Annotated in this window: 19 protein-coding genes; 12 read left to right on the top strand and 7 right to left on the bottom strand. The window is 67.2% G+C overall.

What is annotated here, in order from left to right; all coding sequences use genetic code 11:
- Positions 1-26: 26 nt before the first annotated feature.
- The 3 genes from ACIQ67_RS12000 (at position 27) to ACIQ67_RS12010 (ending at position 2,718) form a co-directional block, all read left to right on the top strand.
- Entirely contained in the window at positions 27-704 is a 678-nt protein-coding gene (locus ACIQ67_RS12000; protein WP_397534599.1) for a phasin family protein, read from the top strand.
- A gap of 15 nt (positions 705-719) precedes the next feature.
- Entirely contained in the window at positions 720-1,961 is a 1,242-nt protein-coding gene (locus tag ACIQ67_RS12005; RefSeq protein ID WP_397534600.1) for a patatin-like phospholipase family protein, read from the top strand.
- A gap of 139 nt (positions 1,962-2,100) precedes the next feature.
- A complete protein-coding gene (locus ACIQ67_RS12010) occupies positions 2,101-2,718 on the top strand; it encodes a DUF642 domain-containing protein (RefSeq protein ID WP_397534601.1) in 618 nt (205 codons plus the stop codon).
- Between the two features lie 82 nt (positions 2,719-2,800).
- Here the strand turns inward: ACIQ67_RS12010 and ACIQ67_RS12015 are convergent, their stop codons facing one another.
- The 4 genes from ACIQ67_RS12015 to ACIQ67_RS12030 all read right to left on the bottom strand — a co-directional run bounded on the left by ACIQ67_RS12015 (position 2,801) and on the right by ACIQ67_RS12030 (position 7,094).
- On the bottom strand, positions 2,801-4,297 hold the full coding sequence (locus ACIQ67_RS12015; protein WP_397534602.1) for a carboxypeptidase M32: 1,497 nt from the start codon (positions 4,295-4,297) through the stop codon (positions 2,801-2,803).
- A gap of 49 nt (positions 4,298-4,346) precedes the next feature.
- Positions 4,347-4,940: a PEP-CTERM sorting domain-containing protein gene (locus ACIQ67_RS12020; RefSeq protein WP_397534603.1), complete on the bottom strand. Its 594-nt coding sequence runs from the start codon at positions 4,938-4,940 to the stop codon at positions 4,347-4,349.
- A gap of 41 nt (positions 4,941-4,981) precedes the next feature.
- Positions 4,982-6,514, bottom strand: a complete 1,533-nt coding sequence (locus ACIQ67_RS12025; protein WP_397534604.1) for an alkaline phosphatase PhoX — start codon at positions 6,512-6,514, stop codon at positions 4,982-4,984.
- Between the two features lie 88 nt (positions 6,515-6,602).
- Positions 6,603-7,094: a YqaA family protein gene (locus ACIQ67_RS12030; RefSeq protein ID WP_397534605.1), complete on the bottom strand. Its 492-nt coding sequence runs from the start codon at positions 7,092-7,094 to the stop codon at positions 6,603-6,605.
- A 119-nt stretch (positions 7,095-7,213) separates the two neighbouring features.
- Between ACIQ67_RS12030 and dusB the strand changes: the two genes are divergently transcribed.
- From dusB to purH, 3 genes are read left to right on the top strand one after another with little or no spacing between them, the layout of a single operon-like run.
- Complete coding sequence (gene dusB, locus ACIQ67_RS12035) at positions 7,214-8,299, top strand: tRNA dihydrouridine synthase DusB (protein ID WP_397534606.1); 1,086 nt, start codon at positions 7,214-7,216, stop codon at positions 8,297-8,299.
- Positions 8,296-8,529: a helix-turn-helix domain-containing protein gene (locus tag ACIQ67_RS12040; protein ID WP_397534607.1), complete on the top strand. Its 234-nt coding sequence runs from the start codon at positions 8,296-8,298 to the stop codon at positions 8,527-8,529. Before dusB ends, ACIQ67_RS12040 begins: the two co-directional genes overlap by 4 nt.
- A gap of 42 nt (positions 8,530-8,571) precedes the next feature.
- Positions 8,572-10,179, top strand: a complete 1,608-nt coding sequence (purH, locus tag ACIQ67_RS12045; protein ID WP_397534608.1) for a bifunctional phosphoribosylaminoimidazolecarboxamide formyltransferase/IMP cyclohydrolase — start codon at positions 8,572-8,574, stop codon at positions 10,177-10,179.
- 72 nt (positions 10,180-10,251) lie between these two features.
- Here the strand turns inward: purH and ACIQ67_RS12050 are convergent, their stop codons facing one another.
- Both ACIQ67_RS12050 and ACIQ67_RS12055 read right to left on the bottom strand, forming a co-directional pair.
- Positions 10,252-10,770, bottom strand: a complete 519-nt coding sequence (locus ACIQ67_RS12050) for a GNAT family N-acetyltransferase (protein WP_397534619.1) — start codon at positions 10,768-10,770, stop codon at positions 10,252-10,254.
- 5 nt (positions 10,771-10,775) lie between these two features.
- Complete coding sequence (locus ACIQ67_RS12055) at positions 10,776-11,069, bottom strand: YciI family protein (RefSeq protein WP_397534609.1); 294 nt, start codon at positions 11,067-11,069, stop codon at positions 10,776-10,778.
- Positions 11,070-11,250: 181 nt separating this feature from the next.
- Here ACIQ67_RS12055 and ACIQ67_RS12060 point away from each other — a divergent pair, with 181 nt between their 5' ends.
- From ACIQ67_RS12060 to ruvC, 6 genes are all read left to right on the top strand, one after another.
- Entirely contained in the window at positions 11,251-12,663 is a 1,413-nt protein-coding gene (locus tag ACIQ67_RS12060; protein ID WP_397534610.1) for a coniferyl aldehyde dehydrogenase, read from the top strand.
- Positions 12,664-12,698: 35 nt separating this feature from the next.
- Positions 12,699-13,232 (top strand): hypothetical protein, encoded by a 534-nt coding sequence (locus ACIQ67_RS12065; RefSeq protein ID WP_397534611.1) that lies wholly within the window; start codon positions 12,699-12,701, stop codon positions 13,230-13,232.
- Positions 13,229-14,857 (top strand): GMC family oxidoreductase N-terminal domain-containing protein, encoded by a 1,629-nt coding sequence (locus tag ACIQ67_RS12070; protein ID WP_397534612.1) that lies wholly within the window; start codon positions 13,229-13,231, stop codon positions 14,855-14,857. Before ACIQ67_RS12065 ends, ACIQ67_RS12070 begins: the two co-directional genes overlap by 4 nt.
- A 375-nt stretch (positions 14,858-15,232) precedes the next feature.
- Entirely contained in the window at positions 15,233-15,871 is a 639-nt protein-coding gene (locus tag ACIQ67_RS12075; RefSeq protein WP_397534613.1) for a lysophospholipid acyltransferase family protein, read from the top strand.
- Complete coding sequence (locus ACIQ67_RS12080) at positions 15,868-16,854, top strand: phosphatidate cytidylyltransferase (RefSeq protein WP_397534614.1); 987 nt, start codon at positions 15,868-15,870, stop codon at positions 16,852-16,854. Before ACIQ67_RS12075 ends, ACIQ67_RS12080 begins: the two co-directional genes overlap by 4 nt.
- Positions 16,854-17,402 (top strand): crossover junction endodeoxyribonuclease RuvC, encoded by a 549-nt coding sequence (gene ruvC / locus ACIQ67_RS12085; protein WP_397534615.1) that lies wholly within the window; start codon positions 16,854-16,856, stop codon positions 17,400-17,402. Before ACIQ67_RS12080 ends, ruvC begins: the two co-directional genes overlap by 1 nt.
- Positions 17,403-17,432: 30 nt before the next feature.
- On the opposite strand, the gene ACIQ67_RS12090 is transcribed toward ruvC, so the two are convergent.
- The coding region (locus ACIQ67_RS12090) for a cytochrome d ubiquinol oxidase subunit II (protein WP_397534616.1) at positions 17,433-17,866 on the bottom strand (434 nt) is incomplete at its 5' end.

Below are 17,866 nucleotides of genomic sequence, written 5' to 3' on the forward strand. Positions count from 1 at the left end.
CCACTCACCGATAAAGGACTGTCGATATGGTCAAGAAGCTTCAGAAGATGGCCGCCAAGCAGAAGGCAACGGCCAGTTCGCCGATTCCCGGCCTGCCCGCCGGACTGTTGGACGGCGCTCTGGGTCAGAGCGTGCGCGACTCCGCACACCAGATCTGGGCGGCCGGTCTGGGCGCCTTTGCCAAGGCCCAGGGCGAAGGCGGCAAGGTCTTCGATGCGCTGGTGCATGAAGGCATGAAACTGCAGAAAAAGACGCAATCGGTGGCCGAGGAAAAGATCGGCGCAGTGGCCCAGAAGATGAGCGGCATGGCAGACGAGGTCGGCACCAAGGCCGGCCAGCACTGGGACAAGCTCGAAACCATCTTCGAGGAGCGCGTCGCCCGCGCCCTGAAGCGCCTGGGCGTGCCGACCGCCAAGGACATCGATGCGCTGATCGCACGCATCGACGCGCTGGGCGGCAAGGTCAGCGCCAAGCCGGCAGCTTCCGGCGCAGCCAAGAAGAAGGCTGCAGCCAAGCCCGCTGCCAAGGCTGCACCCAAAGCCGCAGCCAAACCTGCAGCGAAGAAGGCCTCTGCCAAGCCAGCCGCCAAGCCAGCCGCAAAGAGGGCAGCGCCCGCCAAGAAGGCGGCACCGGCCGCTCCCGCCAAGAAGGCCGCAGCACCGCGCAAGCGCGCAGCGGCTAGCAAGCCGGCAGACCAGGCCTGAGGCTGACGCACGCCGATGAGCAAAAGCAGCAGCCGTCGCCGCCCGCCCCAGGCCCAGCCCCGCATCGGCTTGGCGCTGGCCGGTGGCGGCCCGCTGGGCGCGATCTACGAGATCGGCGCGCTGTGCGCGATCCAGGAATCGATCGACGGCCTCGACCTGACGCGCTGCGACAGTTATATCGGCGTCAGCGCTGGCGGCTTCATCGCGGCCGCGCTGGTCAACGGCATGACGCCGCGCCAGATCTGTGCGGCCTTCATCGAGAACAGCGCGCCGCCGCCGGACAGCTTCGACCCCAGCGTGCTGCTGCATCCCGCCTGGGATGAATACCTGCTGCGCCTGCGCAGCCTGCCGGCCCTGCTGGGCGAGGCGCTGTGGCAGCGCGTGGTGGAGCGGCGCTCGCTGCTGGGCGCCTTCGAGCGCCTGGGGCGGGCACTGCCCACCGGCCTCTTGTCCGGCGAGAAGCTGGCCGAGCAGGTGCACCTGCAGTTCAGCCAGAAAGGCCGCAGCGACGACTTCCGCAAGCTCAGGCGCCGCCTGGTGCTGGTGGCCACCGATCTGGACAGTGGCGAATCCGTGCCCTTCGGCATGCCGGGCCATGATCATGTGCCGATCTCGCGCGCGGTGCAGGCCAGCGCGGCCCTGCCGGGTCTGTTTCCGCCAGTCGAGATCGAGGGGCGCCACTATGTCGACGGCGCGCTGAAGCGCACCATCCACGCCTCGGTGCTGCTCAACGAAGGCCTGGATCTGCTGATCTGCCTGAACCCGCTGGTGCCCTACCAGGCCCATCGTGCCGGCGAAGCCGCCGCCGCCGCGCCGCATGCCAACGCGCCGCCGATCCCGCGCATGGTCGATGGCGGGCTGCCGGTGGTGCTGAGCCAGACCCTGCGGTCGCTGATCCACTCGCGCCTGGAGCTCGGCATGCGCGGCTATGCACACAGCCACCCCGAGACTGACATCCTGCTGTTCGAGCCCGATCCGCGCGATCCCGAGCTGTTTCTGGCCAACACCTTCAGCTACTCGCAGCGCCGCCATCTGGCCGAGCATGCCTACCAGGCAACGCGCGCGCTGTTGCTGAAGCGCCATGTCAAGCTGCAGCACCAGCTGGCGCCGCATGGCCTGGGCCTGCGCATGGATGTGCTGCACGATCCGCAGCGCCGCCTGCTTGCCGAAAAGCCGCTGCCAGGCTGCCGCCTGGAGCAGGCGCTGCAGCGCCTGGACCACAGCTTGCGCACGCTGGAAGCGCGCCAGCAAGCCTGAGGCAGGCCGCGGCGCCGCTCAGCGGGCCGCCAACTTCGTCACGAGTCAGCAGCGCCTCCCCCGCGGCCGCGGGAAAGCCGGCGGCAGCGCAACTCGGGACAATTCCAGCATTGATTGTCTCACCCCCCCGGAGTCCCCAATGCGCCCAGTCCTCCTTGCCATCCTGATGAGCTGCCCGCTGTGGGCCAGCCAGGCACTGGCAGGTCCGGTGTCCACCAATCTCGTCGCCAACGGCAGCTTCGAGCGCCTGGCCCTGCCGAACCAGACCTTGGCCCAAGGAGGCTGGGACATCTACAACAGCATCGAAGGCTGGAACGGCAACATCGAAGTGCGCAACAACGCATCCGGCAGCACACCGTTCGGCAAGTACTTTGTCGAGCTGGACACCACGAGCAACAGCTCGATCTGGCAGATGCTGAACACCGTGGCAGGCCAGCGCTACGAGCTGAGCTTCTCCTACGCCCAGCGCCCAGACCACAAGGGCCAGGCCAGCAACGGCCTCTGCTGGCAGATCGGCGACATGCCCTGCAACGCATTCGGCCAGGACAGCAAGACCGGCTGGACCACGCTGAGCACCAGCTTCGTGGCCCAGGGCGCGCAGACACGCCTGAGCTTCGGCGCCCTCGGCAGCTCTGACAGCTATGGCACTTCGCTGGACAACGTCAGCGTCAACGCGGTGCCGGAGCCCGCCAGCCTGGCTCTGGCGCTGGCCGGCCTGGCCACCTGTGCCGGCTTCTCGCGCCGCCGCAAGGCCTGAGCCTCGGACTCAGTCCTTCCTTTTGAAGACAAAAAATGGGCGCCTGTGGCGCCCTTTTGCATGTTCGCTTGCGGGTGGTGGCTCAAGCGCCCAGATAGCGCGCTTGCAGATGCGCGCGAAAGTGCGCCGGGTTGAGGGTCTCGCCGCTGGCGCGCTGCACCAACTCCGGCGTTTCCCAGCGGCTGCCCTGGCTCCAGACATTGGACTTGAGCCAGTCGAACACCGGCGCCAGATCGCCCGCGGCAATGCGGGCGTCCAGATCCGGCATCGCGCGGCGCATGGTGGCGAACCACTGCGCGGCATACATCGCGCCCAGCGTGTAGCAGGGGAAATAGCCGTAGAGGCCGCAGCCCCAGTGCACGTCCTGCATGCAGCCGTTCTTGTAGTTGCCGCGCGTGTCCAGGCCCAGCAGCTCCATCATCTTCTGGTCCCACAGCGCCGGGATGTCCTCGCACTCGATCTCGCCCTCGATCAGCGCGCGCTCGATCTCGTAGCGCAGGATCACATGCGCCGGGTAGGTCACCTCGTCGGCGTCCACACGGATGAAGCCGCGCTCGACCCGGGTCATCAGCCAGTTCAGGTTGTCGGCCGCAAAAGCCGGCTGCTCGCCCAGGTGCTTGACCACCAGCGGGCTTAGGAGCTTGGCAAAGCCCGGGTGGCTGCCCAGCTGCATCTCGAAGGACAGGCTCTGGCTTTCGTGCAGGCCCATCGAGCGTGCCTGACCGATCGGCAGTCCCAGCCAGTGGCGCGGCAGGTTCTGCTCATAGCGCGCATGGCCGGTCTCGTGGATGGTGCCGGTCAGGCTGGGCAGGAAGTTGTCTTCGCGGTAGCGCGTGGTCAGGCGCACGTCCTCGGGCACGCCGCCGCAGAACGGATGCGCGCTCTCGTCCAGGCGGCCGGCCTCGAAATCGAAGCCCATCAACGACATCGCGTCCTGGCCCAGCGCACGCTGCGCGGCCGTTGCGAAGGGGCCGACCGGCTGCATCACCGTCTCGCCCTTCTGCTTGTCCTGCACCTGCTGGATCAGGCCTGGCAGCCACTGGCGCAGATCGCCGAACACGCGGTCCACCTCGGCGGCGCGCATGCCGGGTTCGTACTGGTCCATCAGCGCGTCGTACTTGGAAAGGCCGCTGTCCTCAGCCAGCAGGCGCGCTTCCTCACGCGCATAGCGCACCACTTCGCGCATGTTCTCCAGGTAGCCAGCCCAGTCATTGGCCGGGCGCTGGCTGCGCCAGGCATGCTCACAGCGCGAGTTTGCCAGGCTCTTTGCCTCCACCAGCGACTGCGGCAGCGCATTGGACGAGCGCCAGACGCGCTTCATCTCACGCAGGCTGGCGCGCTGCACATCGTCCAGGTTCTCCTGCTCGGCGCACGCCAGCAGATCCTTCAGCACCGGCTCGGTGGCCAGCTGATGCAGCAGACCGCCCATCTCAGCCAAGGCCAGCGAGCGCGCCTCATTGCCCTTAGGCGGCATATTGGCGGACTGGTCCCAGGATGCGATGGACTGCAGGTGGGAAAGCCTGTGCATGCGCTGGTGACGCTCGCACAGTTCGGCATAGGCGGGGAGAGTTGTGCTCATGGCGGCAATTGTGCCGCGTCGCCAAAAGGCCCGCTTGCCAGGAGGCGCTTCAACGGCCGCGCGAGCGGCGCCGCTGCAAGGCCAGCAGGCCCAGGCCAAGCGCCACCAGGCCGTAGCTGCCAGGCTCGGGCACATTGGCGCTCACGGTGATGGTGATGCGATCGGCAGCGAGCACGGCCTCGTCCAGCGTCCAATCGGCGGCGCCGACCGTGCTACCCAGAGCGTTGCCGATTTCGAGATCCAGGTACTCAGCGGGCGAGAACTCAAGCAGCACCGAACCTTCACCTTGACCGGTGAAACTAGTGCTACCTCCGAAGTTGCGCGTCACGCTGCCAACGCTGGAGAATCCGCCCTGGCTCAGCGTGAAGCGCAGCGATTCCAGGCCCTGCCCCGTCAGATTGCGGATGATCGCGTTGAAGGCAAGCGGCGCAAGCCGGTCGCCAGCGCCCAAGCCAAAATTCATCGTCACCGACGACACGCTGCCCAGATCGAGATCGAAGGACAGCAGCCCGTCGGCGCTGTAATCGGTGACGGCCGTACCTGCCGGTGCCGAGTAGCTCAGCAGTGCGGCGGCCGAAGCCTGGGCGCCCGACAGCACTGCGGCAGCGGCAATCAGCAGCGAGGGAATCGTCTTGGTCTTCATGAGGCTGTTCCTTCTGGTCGGAAAACAGAGACGGCGGCTGCTCACAGCGTGCCGTTGGCCCAAGGGCCGGTGATGGCCAGCGTCACACCCACGTAGAGGTTGACGAAGAGCACCCGGCCATCCGGGCTGAACACCGCGCCGGCCCATTCGCTGTTGCGCTGGTTGCCGGACGTCGCGCCTGTCTTGCCAGCGCCGTCGAGCTGGGCGCGGGTGAAGTTGTAGTTGTGGCGGGAGAACACATAGCTGCCGCCATTGGGATTCAGGCCCATCAGGCGCTGATGCGTGACGGTGGCGCCGCTGTTCGGGCCGCTTGTGCCGCCGTCCTCGCAGAAGAGCACGCCGCCGCGCGGGCTGAGGCAGAGGTTGTCCGGCGAGTTGCCGACCTGGATATCGTTGCTGACGAAGATGGCCTGCAGCGTCATGCTTTGCAGGTCAAGCGCCCAGATGCGCCCGGCACGGGCTGGCGAGGTCGTGACCTGCTTGTCGGTGAAGAACACCTTGCCCTGCGCAACCCAGCAGCCCTCGTTGGCGCCGAAGATCGCCGCGCCGCGGGCGTAAGCCTGGCGATAGGGGCCGCTGGCCGAGACATTGCCCACCACCGAGGCCAGAGTAGCGCCGTCCTGGTCCGGGTTGTCGATCTCCACCCACTCACAGGGGTAGGTCTGGCACAAGGTCGGGTTGCGCAGATCAGCGTTGTTCACGCCGACCACCTTCAAGCCCTGCAGCCGGCCGCCGGCGTGCAGAGTGCCCATGCCACCACCGATGTTGCTGGGCAGGAAGCGGTACAGGGTGTTGGCATTACCCTGGTCCTCGGTGAGGTACCAGTCGCCGGTCGAAGGGTCGATGGCGCTGGCCTCGTGAGCCATGCGACCCATGCCGATGATAGGCACGGTGCTGGCGGCATTGAGGCTGGTGTCGGCCGGAATCTCGAAGATGTAGCCGTGCTTCTTACCCGTGCTGCTGACGCTGTTGCTACGGATCTCTTCGTTGGAAAGCCAGGAGCCCCAGGTCGTCGCGCCACCGGCACAGGGACGGTTGATGCCGCCGAAAGAGGCATAGCTGCCCACCCAGTTGCCGTCGCGCCAGACCAGGTTGGTGTTGCCGCCGATCTGGTAGCTGGTTCCGGTGGTGCCGGTGTCGTACTTGGCCACATTCGCGCGGCTGGCGCCGATGATGTTGGCCGCGTTGCTGCTGGTGCTGAGCTCGTGGTTGCGCACAAGGATGATCTCGCTGCTCCGTCCGACGCGGCGCTGCAGCACGACGCCCATGCCGTCGTGCGCGCCTGGCGTCGGCAGCCCGTCGGACATGATGTCGCCGCGCCAGCCATAGCTCTTGTAGCTGAAGCCGGCCGGCAGCTCGATCAAGGGCAGGCCGGTGCTCAGATCATTAACCGGCGCTGTCGGACCATAGGGACTGTCCAGCAGCACCGAGGCGGTGGCAGCGGCGCAACCACCGGTGGAGGCCTGGGCCACGCGGCCGGCGAGTGCGGCGATCGGGCCGCCAAAGGCGGCGGCGACGGCAGCCCCGCTACCCAGCAACAGGCCGCGGCGGGTGGGATCGGTCTTCTGGTCCATCGGTTCCCCTCTGTCGATTCGTGAAATGGTTCACGGAAGAGTGTCGATGGCCAGTGTTTCAGCGCAGTGACGCGCCCGTGTCAGCACTTCAGCCAGCCGTGGGCCAAACGTAGAGTAAGGCCGCCGTCATGCTCAGATAGCGGGCGAACTTGCCGATCGCCATGTAGGCCACACAGGGCCAGAAGGGCAGGCGCAGCCAGCCCGCCACCGCGCACAGCGGATCGCCCACTACCGGCAGCCAGCTCAGCAGGCAGGCCTTGGCGCCAAAGCGCTGCAGCCACTGCAGCGCCCGCGCATCCGGCGGCTTGCGCTGACGCGCATGCTCATAGGCGCGCTCAGCGCCATAGCCCATCCACCAGCTGATAGCGCCGCCCACGGTATTGCCCAGCGTGGCCACCACGATCACCGGCCAGAACATGGTCGGCTCCAGCTTGACCAGCGCGAACACCGCCGGCTCCGAACCCATGGGCAGCAGGGTGGCCGAGATCAGCGCAATGATGAAGACCGCTGACAGCCCGATCTCCGGCAAGGCCAGCGCCGCCAGCAGCGCAGCGGTCATTTCATGCAACCAGGCTTCCATGGCCGGCATTATCGAGTCGGGGCCTGGTCCGCCCTGCCGGCTAGAGTGCCAGAGCACATCGAGGCAGCGGAGGTATACTTCTGCCTCTTTTTTAAGCACACCCTCTCCCCTCCTCCCCCATGCTGGCCCGCCCTCGCATCGGCCCCTTCGAGCTGCCGAACAATCTGTTCGTCGCGCCGATGGCCGGCGTCACCGATCGTCCGTTCCGGCAGCTGTGCCGGCGCCTGGGCGCGGGGCATGCAGTCAGCGAGATGGTGACCTCGCGCAAGGACTTGTGGAACAGCCTCAAGACCTCGCGCCGCGCCAACCATGAAGGCGAGCCCGGGCCGATCGCGGTGCAGATCGCCGGCACCGATGCGGCCATGATGGCCGAGGCAGCGGCCTACAACGTCGACCGTGGCGCGCAGATCATCGACATCAATATGGGCTGCCCGGCCAAGAAGGTGTGCAACAAATGGGCCGGTTCGGCGCTGATGCAGGACGAGGCGCTGGCGCTGCAGATCATCGAGGCGGTGGTGGCAGCCTGCGCGCCGCAGGGCGTGCCGGTGACGCTGAAGATGCGCACCGGCTGGTGCGCAGCCGAAAAGAACGCGCTGAGCATTGCCCGCGCCGCCGAAAGCGCCGGCGTAGCGCTGGTGACGGTGCATGGCCGTACCCGCGAGCAGGGTTACAGCGGTCTGGCCGAGTACGACACGGTGGCCGCGGTGAAGGCCGCACTGCAGATCCCGGTGGTGGCCAACGGCGACATCGACAGCCCGCACAAGGCACGCCAGGTGCTGGCCTACACCGGCGCGGACGCGGTAATGGTGGGCCGCGCGGCGCAAGGCCGGCCATGGATCTTTGCCGAGATCGCGCATTACCTGAGCAGCGGCGAGACGCTGCCGGCGCCACGTGTGCACGATGCCCGCGCCTGGCTGATCGAGCACCTGCACGACCACTACAGCCTCTATGGCGAGCTCACTGGCATGCGCAGCGCGCGCAAGCACATCGGCTGGGCCGTGCAGGGGCTGCCGGGCGGCGACGCCTTCCGGCGCGCGATGAATCAACTGGAAAGCTGTGAGGCCCAGGTGGAGGCGCTGAACCAATGGTTCGGCAGCCTGGCCGAGCAGCATGAGCGCCTGCCGTATCTGCCGCTGGCAGAGACGGCGGCCAATGACGACAACGATCCCACAGAAGAAGCAACAACAAGAAGGCTGCTGGCATGACGCCCAAACCGATTGACCAAAGCGTGCGCGAGAACCTCGAGCTCTACTTCCGCGACCTCGACGGCGAGGAGCCGCACTCCATGCATGAGATGCTGATCAAGCTGGTCGAGAAGCCGCTGCTCGAGATCGTGATGCAGCACACCGGCGGCAACCAGAGCAAGGCCGCCGAGTGGCTGGGCATCAACCGCAACACGCTGCGCCGCAAGCTGACCGAGCATCAGATGCTGTGAACGGCAGCCCCACGAATTCATCAAACTCCCGAGACTGAAGCCATGTCCCAACTCACCGCCCTGATCTCCGTGTCCGACAAGACCGGCATCGTCGAGTTCGCCAAGGAGCTGCATGCGCTGAAGGTGCGCATCCTCTCCACCGGCGGCACCGCCAAGCTGCTGGCCGATGCCGGCCTGCCCGTCACGGAGGTGGCCGAACACACCGGCTTCCCCGAGATGCTGGACGGCCGCGTCAAGACCCTGCACCCGATGATCCACGGCGGTCTGCTGGCGCGCCGCGATCTGCCCGAGCACATGGCCGCCGCGGGCCAGCACGGCATCACGATGATCGACATCCTGGCGGTCAACCTCTACCCCTTTGAAGCCACCGTGGCCAAGCCCGGCTGCACGCTGGAAGACGCGATCGAGAACATCGACATCGGCGGCCCGGCCATGGTGCGCAGCGCGGCCAAGAACTGGAAAGATGTGACCGTGCTGACCGACGCCGGTCAGTACGCCGGCGTGCTGGCCGAGCTGAAGGCTGAAGGCAAGATCAGCGACAAGACCCGCTTCGCCTGCAGCGTGGCCGCCTTCAACCGCATCGCCCAGTACGACGCTGCCATCAGCAACTACCTGAGCGCCCGCCAGGAAGACGGCACGCAGGCCGCTTACCCGGCCCAGCTCAACAGCAGCTTCGTCAAGGTGCAGGACATGCGCTACGGCGAGAACAGCCACCAGAGCGCCGCGCTCTATCGCGACCTGTATCCCGCCCCAGGTTCGCTGGTGACGGGCAAGCAGCTGCAGGGCAAAGAACTTAGCTACAACAACGTCGCCGACGCCGATGCGGCCTGGGAATGCGTGAAGAGCTTCGAGGCACCGGCCTGCGTGATCGTCAAACATGCAAACCCCTGCGGCGTGGCGATTGCACTGACCGCCGCCGATGCCTATGCCAAGGCCTTCAAGACCGACCCGACCAGCGCCTTCGGCGGCATCATCGCCTTCAACCGCGAGGTCGATGGCCTGGCCGCGCAGCTGGTCTCCAAGCAGTTCGTCGAAGTGCTGATGGCGCCCAGCTTCAGCGCCGAGGCGCTGGAGATCTTCAAGAGCAAGGTCAATGTGCGCCTGCTGCAGATCACGCTGCCGCAAGGCCTGCACAGCATCAATGACGGCACCCAGGCCAAGACGCCCTGGGAGCATGGCCGCAACGCGCAGGACATCAAGCGCGTGGGCTCGGGCATCCTGGTGCAGAGCGCTGACAACCACTTCCTGAAGAAGAGCGACCTGAAGATGGTCACCACGCTGCATCCCACCGGACTGCAGCTGGAAGACATGATGTTCGCCTGGACCGTAGCCCAGTATGTGAAGAGCAATGCCATCGTCTTCTGCGGCGGTGGCATGACGCTGGGCGTGGGCGCCGGCCAGATGAGCCGCATCGACAGCGCGCGCATTGCCAGCATCAAGGCCGAGAACGCCGGCCTGAGCCTGAAGGGCGCGGTGGTGGCCAGCGACGCCTTCTTCCCCTTCCGCGACGGCCTGGATGTGCTGGCCGATGCCGGTGCGTCTTGCGTGATCCAGCCGGGCGGCTCGATGCGAGACGACGAGGTGATCGCCGCCGCCAACGAACGCGGCATCGCGATGGTCTTCACCGGCGTGCGTCACTTCCGCCATTGATCGCGTCACGCCTTGCGTGACTGCAACAGAGGCCGCCTTTGGGCGGCTTCTGTCTATTCTTGGGCGAGGGGATCAGGCTGCGCCTGCGACCCGCCAATCCCCACGCGCCAGCACCAGGCGCACGCCGTCCGCGCCGGCCGCCTCAGTCGTATCAGGCCGCATGCCCAGCTGCCGGCACAGGCGCAGCGCCGCCAGATTGCCGGCCTTGGTGTCGGCGTAGATTTTCTGCAGGCCCAGCTCGCCAAAACCAAACGCGACGATGGCGCGCGCGGCTTCCAGCGCGGCGCCGCTGCCCTGCCAGCGGCGGCCCAGCTCGCAGCCGATCGAGCCCTGCCCCGGCGCCTCCATGCGTACGCCGCAGGATCCCATCAATTCATCCGCAGCCGACACGATGGCCAGCTGGAAGCGCTGCCGGGGCCGCTGCTGTGCCTGGGCCATGAACATCTGCAGCAACTCGGCCGAACGCGCCGGCGAGCAATCCTCGGCGGCATAGAAGCGGCCGAACTTGGCCTCGCTGCGCAGCGCCTGATAGGCCGCCAGATCCTCGGCGCAAAAGTCGCGCAACTGGCGCCCCGAGACTAGCGTCAGCACAAGGCTCAAAGCGTCACCATCAACTCAGGGCAGGCCTTGCCCCAGACCAGCAGGCGGTAAGGCCGGCGCTCGGCAATGTAGTAGGGGTCGGCTTCGATCAGCTCGATGGCGCGCGCCTTGCTGGCCACATCCAGCACCCAGAGCCCACCCACATAGCCGCCGCCCGGCTGATCGCGCAGCCCGCCGCCAATCAGGATTTCGTCCGCATGGGCGCGCAGATAGTCCAGATGCGCCGGCTCCTGCGCCGCGCGGATCGCAACCATCGGCGGCGTGTCGTCAAAGATCACCACCAGTCTCATGTCTGCCCCCTATCCTTGTTCTTGCCGCGATTCTGGCGCAGGCAGCTTGATGCGCGGCGCTGGAGGCTGTCACACCGGAGACAGGCGCTTAATAGAGCCCTGCCTCTAGCCGAGGGCCAACACGCTTGGCGCACCCCGCGCAAGGGGTTAGCCTCCAACTCTCACCGCGGAGGAGCGCAGCGTGGACAACACCATCAACGAGACATTGAACCTGGCCCTTGAGTTGCAGCGCGCCGCCTACCGCGCCGAGCCCATGCCCAGCCTGGCCACGCGCCGCGATCGCCTGGCCCGCGTGCTGGCGATGACGCGCAAGTACGCCGACAAACTGGCCGACACCATCTCGCGCGATTTCAGCCACCGCTCGCGCCACGAGACCCTGCTGGCCGATGTAGCCACGGTCGAGATGGCGGCCAAGCATGCGTCTTCGCATCTGGGCCGCTGGATGCGCCAGCGCCGCATGCCCACCGCGCTGCACTACCTGCCGGCCAGCAACCGCCTGATCCCGCAGCCGCTGGGCGTGGTGGGCGTGATCGCGCCCTGGAACTACCCCTACCAGCTGGCCATGAACCCGGCCATCGCCGCGCTGGCCGCCGGCAACCGCGTGATGATCAAGCCCTCGGAGCTGACGCCAGAAACCTCGGCGCTGATGGCGCGCATGGTGGGCGAGTTCTTCGCACCCGAAGAAATGCAGGTCATCACCGGCGACGCCACAATGGGCCGTGCCTTCTCGGCCCTGCCCTTCGACCACCTGTTCTTCACCGGCTCCACCGCGGTGGGCAAGCTGGTGGCACAGGCCGCGGCGCAACACCTGACCCCAGTGACGCTGGAGCTGGGCGGCAAATCGCCCGCGCTGGTGGATGCCAGTGCCGACATCGCGCTGGTGGCCGAGCGCCTGGCCTTCGGCAAACTGCTCAATGCCGGCCAGACCTGCATCGCGCCCGACTACATCCTGGCGCCGCGCGCCATGGTGCAGCCGCTGGCCGACGCACTGATCGCCGCGATGCGGCGCCTCTACCCCAGCATCGCCGGCAACCCCGATTACAGCGCCATTGCCACGCCGCGCCACCTGGCGCGCCTGCAAGGCCTGCTGGACGACGCCCGCGCCAAGGGTGCGCGCCTGCTGCCCACGCATGAAGGCGACAAGGACGGCCGCAAGCTGGTGCCGCACCTGCTGCTGGACGTCAACGACGGCATGACGGTGATGCAGGAAGAGATCTTCGGCCCGCTGCTGCCCATCCTGTCCTACGACAGCGAGCAGCAGGCGCTGGACTACATCAAGGACCATGAGCGCCCGCTGGCGCTGTACTGGTTCGGCGCCGACAGCGCCGCGCGCGAGCGCGTGCTGGCGCAGACCCACGCCGGCGGCGTGACGCTGAACGACTGCATCTGGCACATCGGCCAGGAAGACCAGCCCTTCGGCGGCGTCGGTGCCAGCGGCCAGGGCGCCTATCACGGCATCTGGGGCTTCAACACCTTCAGCAAGATGAAGCCGGTTTTCAGCCAGCCGCGCTTCTTCGCCGGCACCAAGCTGTTCTACCCACCCTATGGCGCCACCTTCAACCGCCTGCTGGTCCTGCTGAAGAAAATTGCCTGAGGACACCGATGACAAGCAGCTCTAAGAGTTCCCCGATGGCAACACCTGACCCCAAGCGCCGCCGCCTGCTCAAGCTGGGACTGGGCGCGGCCGTCGTGCTGGCGGTGGCCGGCGGCGGCGTGGCCCTGCTCAAGCCCGGCCTGATCGACGGCGACAAGAAGCTCAGCCCCGGCGCGCGCAGCCTGTTCCGCGCGGTGGCGCTGGCGGTGTTCGACGGCGGCCTGCTGCCGGCCGACGCCGCCGCGCGCGAGGCCACGCTGAACGCTTTTCTGGACCGGCTGGACGCCAGTATCGCCGTCTTCCCGGCGCCGGTGCGCGCCGAGCTTTCGCAGGTGCTGAGCCTGCTGGACACCGCGCCCGGCCGCTTCGGGCTGATCGGCCTGAAGAGCAGCTGGGACACGGTCAGCACGCCCGAGCTGGCCGGCGTGCTGGAGCAGCTGCGCGTCTCGGACAGCAACACCCGCCAGCAGATCTACCGTGCGCTGCGTGACCTCAGCAGCCTGGCCTTCTTCACCGACCCCGCCCATTGGGCCCTGGTCGGATACCCCGGACCGCGAGCGATTCCATGAGTTCTTCCAACAGCAGCATTCCCGATCCCATCCTCGAAGGCCTGCAGCGCGGCTGGAAGGTCTTCGGCGGCGCACGCGCCGCTGCCCCGGCCGAGCTGGAGTGCGATGTGGTCATCGTCGGCAGCGGCGCCGGCGCCGGCATCACGGCCGAGCTGCTGACGCGCGCCGGCCTGCGCGTCGTCCTCGTCGAGGAAGGCCCGCTGCGCTCCAGCAGCGACTTCAAGCCGCAGCGCGAGGACACGGCCTACGCCAACCTCTACCAGGAAGCCGCCGGCCGCAAGACCGCCGACCAGGGCATGAACATCCTGCAGGGCCGCTGCGTGGGCGGCTCCACCACGATCAACTGGACCGGCTCCTTCCGCACACCCAAGGATGCGCTGGAGACCTGGGCGCGCGAATTCGGCCTGAACGAGTTCACCGAATCGCAGATGGCGCCCTGGTTCGAGCAGGTCGAGCGCCGACTCAATATCGGCGAATGGCAGACCTCGCCCAACGAAAACAATGCGGTGCTCAAGCGCGGCGCCGACAAGCTGGGCATCCCCGCCTTCGTCGTGCAGCGCAACGTCAAGGGTTGCTGGAATCTGGGCTCCTGCGGCATGGGCTGTCCCACCAACGCCAAGCAGTCGATGCTGGTCACCACCATCCCGGCGGCGCTGGACCGCGGCGCGCAACTGCTGGTTCAGACCCGCGCGCAGCAGCTGGAGTTCGGCAAGGACGGCCTGGTGCAGGCCCTGCTGTGCCAGCCCATCGAGCTGAACGGCGCGCCGGCCGGCGCGCCCGTGCGCATCCGCGCCCGCCACTATGTGCTGGGCGGCGGCGCCATCAACAACCCCGGCCTGCTGCTGCGCTCCAAGGCGCCCGACCCGCATGCAGTGCTGGGCAAGCGCACCTTCTTGCACCCCACGGTGGCCAGCGGCGCGCTGATGGCTGCGCCGGTAGAAGGCTGGGCCGGCGCTCCGCTGTCGGTGTTCAGCGACCACTTCCTGCACCAGGGCCCGATCGACTGGCCCATGGGCTTCAAACTCGAAGTGGCGCCTGTGCACCCCGGCTTTGCCGCCACCAATCTGGGCGGCTTCGGCCCGACCCTGGCCGAGCGCGTGCGCCGGTTCCCGAGCACGCAGGTAATGATCGCACTGCTGCGCGACGGCTTCCATGCGCAATCGGTGGGCGGCCAGGTGCAGCTGCGCAAGGACGGCAGCGCGGTGCTGGACTATCCGCTCAACGACTACCTGTTCGACGGCGTGCGCCGCGCCTTCCTAGCCATGGCCGAGATCCAGTTCGCCGCCGGCGCCAAGAGCGTGCGCCCGGTGCATGAGCTGGCCGGTGACTACACCAGCCTGGCCGAAGCCCGCGCCGCGATTGCCAAACTGGACCTGCGGCCTTTCGTCACCATGGTGGGCAGCGCGCATGTAATGGGCGGCTGCGGCATGGCCGCCGACGCCAAGCGCGGCGTGGTGCGCGCCGACGGCCAGCACTGGCAGATCGCCAATCTGTCGGTGCACGACGGCTCTCTCTTCCCCACCAGCATCGGCGCCAACCCGCAGCTCAGCGTCTACGGCCTGGCGAATCGGATGACACAGGGGCTGATTGCGCGGATGGGGGGCAAGGTGGAGGCGCTGGCGTGAGGGGGCGGATTGATCGTTGGAGTTCGCAGGGCTCGCTCCAAGCTACGGGACTTGAAAATGAGTAGCCCGAAGTTGACTCGTCTCGCTGCGGTCATTGGCTCATCGGTTTCGGTGACGGTGGCTCTCGTCAACGTGTGGTGGTTCTACGGCTTCACACGCGTGTACTTCCCACAAGCCAGTCCGGCGCAACTGCTTCCCGCCACCATCTGCTGCGCTGCTGCATTGGGGTATTTTTTAACCGTGCTGTGGACCGGGCGATGGCTACCCTGGAAACGCCCATCCCGTAGCTTGGAGTGAGCCCCGCGAACTCCAACACAGCGCCGCACCCAGCCGGCTCTTGCTGCTCAGTCACCCCCATGGGCTAGCATCCCGCCCATGACCTCCGTCGCCGAACTCACCGGCTTGTTCCTCGCCTCGCTGGCGCGCCTAATCACCGGCGCGCAGGGGCATTGGAAGGGCTGCCCGCCGACTGCCGAGCAGCGCATCTACTTCGCCAACCACCAGAGCCATTTCGACTGGGTGCTGATCTGGGCCGCGCTGCCGGCCGAACTGCGCGCCAACACACGGCCGATCGCGGCGCGTGATTACTGGACGGCCAGCCGCTTCAAGGCCTGGCTGACCGGGGCGGTGTTCAACGCCATCTATGTGTCGCGCACCCGCAGCACGCCCGATGAAGACCCGCTGGAGCCGCTGGCCGATGCGCTGGCCGCGGGTGATTCGGTGGTGATCTTTCCCGAGGGCACGCGCTCCAACAAGGGCGAGCCGCAGGCCTTCAAGGCCGGGCTCTACCATCTGGCCGAGCAGTTTCCGCAGGTGCAGCTGATCCCCACCTGGATCGACAACGTGCAGCGCGTGATGCCCAAGGGCGAAGTGGTGCCGGTGCCGATTCTGTGCACCGTGACTTTCGGCGAGCCGCTGCAGCTGCAGCCGGGCGAGGACAAGCGCGCCTTCCTGGAGCGCGCCCGCGCCGCCGTGCTGGCGCAGCGCCCCGGCCCGCAGGAGGCCACTCGATGAAGAACCTGCGTCTGATGGAGGCCAGCGACCAGATCGCGCTGCTGTTCGTGATCCTGTTCGGCGCGCTGATGCTGGTCAGCCTGGGGGCCTTTCTGTACTCGCTGCGCGAGCGCGGCGAGAGCAACAGCCCCGAGGCCGTCGCCAACTGGCGGCGCTTCAAGCGCGACCTAAAGGGCGTGTGGGTGGGCTCGATGGTGTTCTGGGCCGCCTGGGTCTCAGGGCCGGTGGGCGCCACGCTGCTGTTCGGCGTTCTGTCCTTTCTGGCGCTGCGCGAGTTCATCACGCTGATGCACACGCGCCGCGCCGACCACCGCAGCCTGATCCTGGCCTTCTTCGTGCTGCTGCCGCTGCAATACATGCTGGTGGGCACGCGGCATTTCGATGTGTTCAGCGTGCTGATCCCGGTCTACGGTTTTCTGGCCATTCCGGTTGTGGCGGCGCTGGCCGACGACCCGGGGCGTTTTCTGGAGCGCAATGCCAAGATCCAGTGGGGCATCATGGTCTGCGTCTACGGCCTCTCGCACGGCCCGGCCCTGCTGCTGCTGGACTTCAAGGGCTATGAGGGGCGCGGCGCCTTCCTGCTGTTCTTCCTGGTGATGGTGGTGGGCATCGGGCAGATCGTTCAGGAGGTGGCCAGCCGTTCGCTGCGCAGCCGGCCGCTGGTGCGCCGCATCAGCCGCAGTTTCTCGCTGCGCGCCTGGGGCCTGGGGCTGGCGGCTGCCGCGCTGAGCGGCGCGCTGCTGTACTGGATCACGCCGTTCAAGGCTGGGCAGGCGCTGGTGATGGCCGCCATTGCCGCCGCAGCAGGCAGCATGGGCGGCCTGGTAATGAAGGCGCTCAAGCGCGATGCCGGCGTCGTCTACTGGGGCAATCTCAGCTCCATCACCGGCGCGGTGGGCCTGCTGGACCGCATCGCGGTGCTGTGCTTCGCGGCACCGGTGTTCTTCCACTCGGTGCGCTGGTATTTCAAGGTGAGCGTCTGATGAGGATCCTCGGTATCGACCCCGGATTGCAGACAACGGGCTTTGGCGTGATCGAGGCCGACGGCCCGCGTCTTTCCTATGTGGCCAGCGGCACCATCAAGACCAGTGCCGTCGCCACCGGCGATCTGCCGGCGCGGCTGAAGATCCTGTTCGACGGCATCCGCGAGGTGCATGCACGCTACCAGCCGCAGTGCGCAGCCGTGGAGATCGTGTTCGTCAACGTCAACCCGCAGTCCACGCTGCTGCTGGGCCAGGCCCGCGGCGCGGCGATCACGGCGCTGGTGAGCTGCGAGTTGCTGGTGTCCGAATACACCGCGCTGCAGATGAAGAAAGCCATCGTCGGCCACGGCCACGCCAAGAAGGAGCAGATCCAGATGATGGTGCAGCGCCTGCTGAACCTGCCCGGCCTGCCGGGCAAGGACGCGGCCGACGCCTTGGGCATCGCCATCATGCATGCCCATGCCCGCGTCTCTTTCGAGGCGATGGGCAAGAGCACCACGCTGCAGCGCAAGCAACATGCGCAGTTCAAGGGCGGGCGGACTTACTGAAGATCGCCCGCCCTCGGCATTCACGCCACCTCAGCCGTAGGACAGGGAGTCCTTGCTCTTGCCCCAGAACACGCGGTAGGCAAAGACGGTGTAGGCCAGGATGACGGGCACGGTGATCAGCGCCCCGACCAACAGGAACTGCAGCGACTTGGGCGCCGCCGCAGCCTGCCACACCGTCATGCGGTCGATCAGCACATAGGGGTAGAGGCTGTAGGCCAGGCCGAAGAAGGCCATCACCATCACCATCACCATCAGCGCAAACGGCAGCCAGCAGAGCTTGTCCAGTACCCGGCGCGAATTGAGATTGGCGCGCAGTGCCAGCAAGGCCAGTGCGCTTACCAGCGGAATGGGCAGCAGCGCGATCATCTCGGGCAGCGCGAACCAGCGCTCGCGCACGGTCGGGCTGACCCAGGGCGTGGCCACCGACACCAGCACTAGGCCCAGCACCACCGCAGGCCAGGCCC

Origin of the sequence: Roseateles sp., assembly GCF_044373315.1 — a bacterium.
Lineage (GTDB): Bacteria > Pseudomonadota > Gammaproteobacteria > Burkholderiales > Burkholderiaceae_C > JACDQM01.

Excerpts from the sequence above, each read along its gene's own strand:
- ACIQ67_RS12000 (WP_397534599.1), top strand. The coding sequence starts at position 27 with ATGGTCAAGAAGCTTCAGAAGATGGCCGCCAAGCAGAAGGCAACGGCC.
- ACIQ67_RS12005 (WP_397534600.1), top strand. The coding sequence starts at position 720 with ATGAGCAAAAGCAGCAGCCGTCGCCGCCCGCCCCAGGCCCAGCCCCGC.
- ACIQ67_RS12010 (WP_397534601.1), top strand. The coding sequence starts at position 2,101 with ATGCGCCCAGTCCTCCTTGCCATCCTGATGAGCTGCCCGCTGTGGGCC.
- ACIQ67_RS12015 (WP_397534602.1), bottom strand. The coding sequence starts at position 4,297 with ATGAGCACAACTCTCCCCGCCTATGCCGAACTGTGCGAGCGTCACCAG.
- ACIQ67_RS12020 (WP_397534603.1), bottom strand. The coding sequence starts at position 4,940 with ATGAAGACCAAGACGATTCCCTCGCTGCTGATTGCCGCTGCCGCAGTG.
- ACIQ67_RS12025 (WP_397534604.1), bottom strand. The coding sequence starts at position 6,514 with ATGGACCAGAAGACCGATCCCACCCGCCGCGGCCTGTTGCTGGGTAGC.
- ACIQ67_RS12030 (WP_397534605.1), bottom strand. The coding sequence starts at position 7,094 with ATGGAAGCCTGGTTGCATGAAATGACCGCTGCGCTGCTGGCGGCGCTG.
- dusB (WP_397534606.1), top strand. The coding sequence starts at position 7,214 with ATGCTGGCCCGCCCTCGCATCGGCCCCTTCGAGCTGCCGAACAATCTG.
- ACIQ67_RS12040 (WP_397534607.1), top strand. The coding sequence starts at position 8,296 with ATGACGCCCAAACCGATTGACCAAAGCGTGCGCGAGAACCTCGAGCTC.
- purH (WP_397534608.1), top strand. The coding sequence starts at position 8,572 with ATGTCCCAACTCACCGCCCTGATCTCCGTGTCCGACAAGACCGGCATC.
- ACIQ67_RS12055 (WP_397534609.1), bottom strand. The coding sequence starts at position 11,069 with ATGAGACTGGTGGTGATCTTTGACGACACGCCGCCGATGGTTGCGATC.
- ACIQ67_RS12065 (WP_397534611.1), top strand. The coding sequence starts at position 12,699 with ATGGCAACACCTGACCCCAAGCGCCGCCGCCTGCTCAAGCTGGGACTG.
- ACIQ67_RS12070 (WP_397534612.1), top strand. The coding sequence starts at position 13,229 with ATGAGTTCTTCCAACAGCAGCATTCCCGATCCCATCCTCGAAGGCCTG.
- ACIQ67_RS12075 (WP_397534613.1), top strand. The coding sequence starts at position 15,233 with ATGACCTCCGTCGCCGAACTCACCGGCTTGTTCCTCGCCTCGCTGGCG.
- ACIQ67_RS12080 (WP_397534614.1), top strand. The coding sequence starts at position 15,868 with ATGAAGAACCTGCGTCTGATGGAGGCCAGCGACCAGATCGCGCTGCTG.
- ruvC (WP_397534615.1), top strand. The coding sequence starts at position 16,854 with ATGAGGATCCTCGGTATCGACCCCGGATTGCAGACAACGGGCTTTGGC.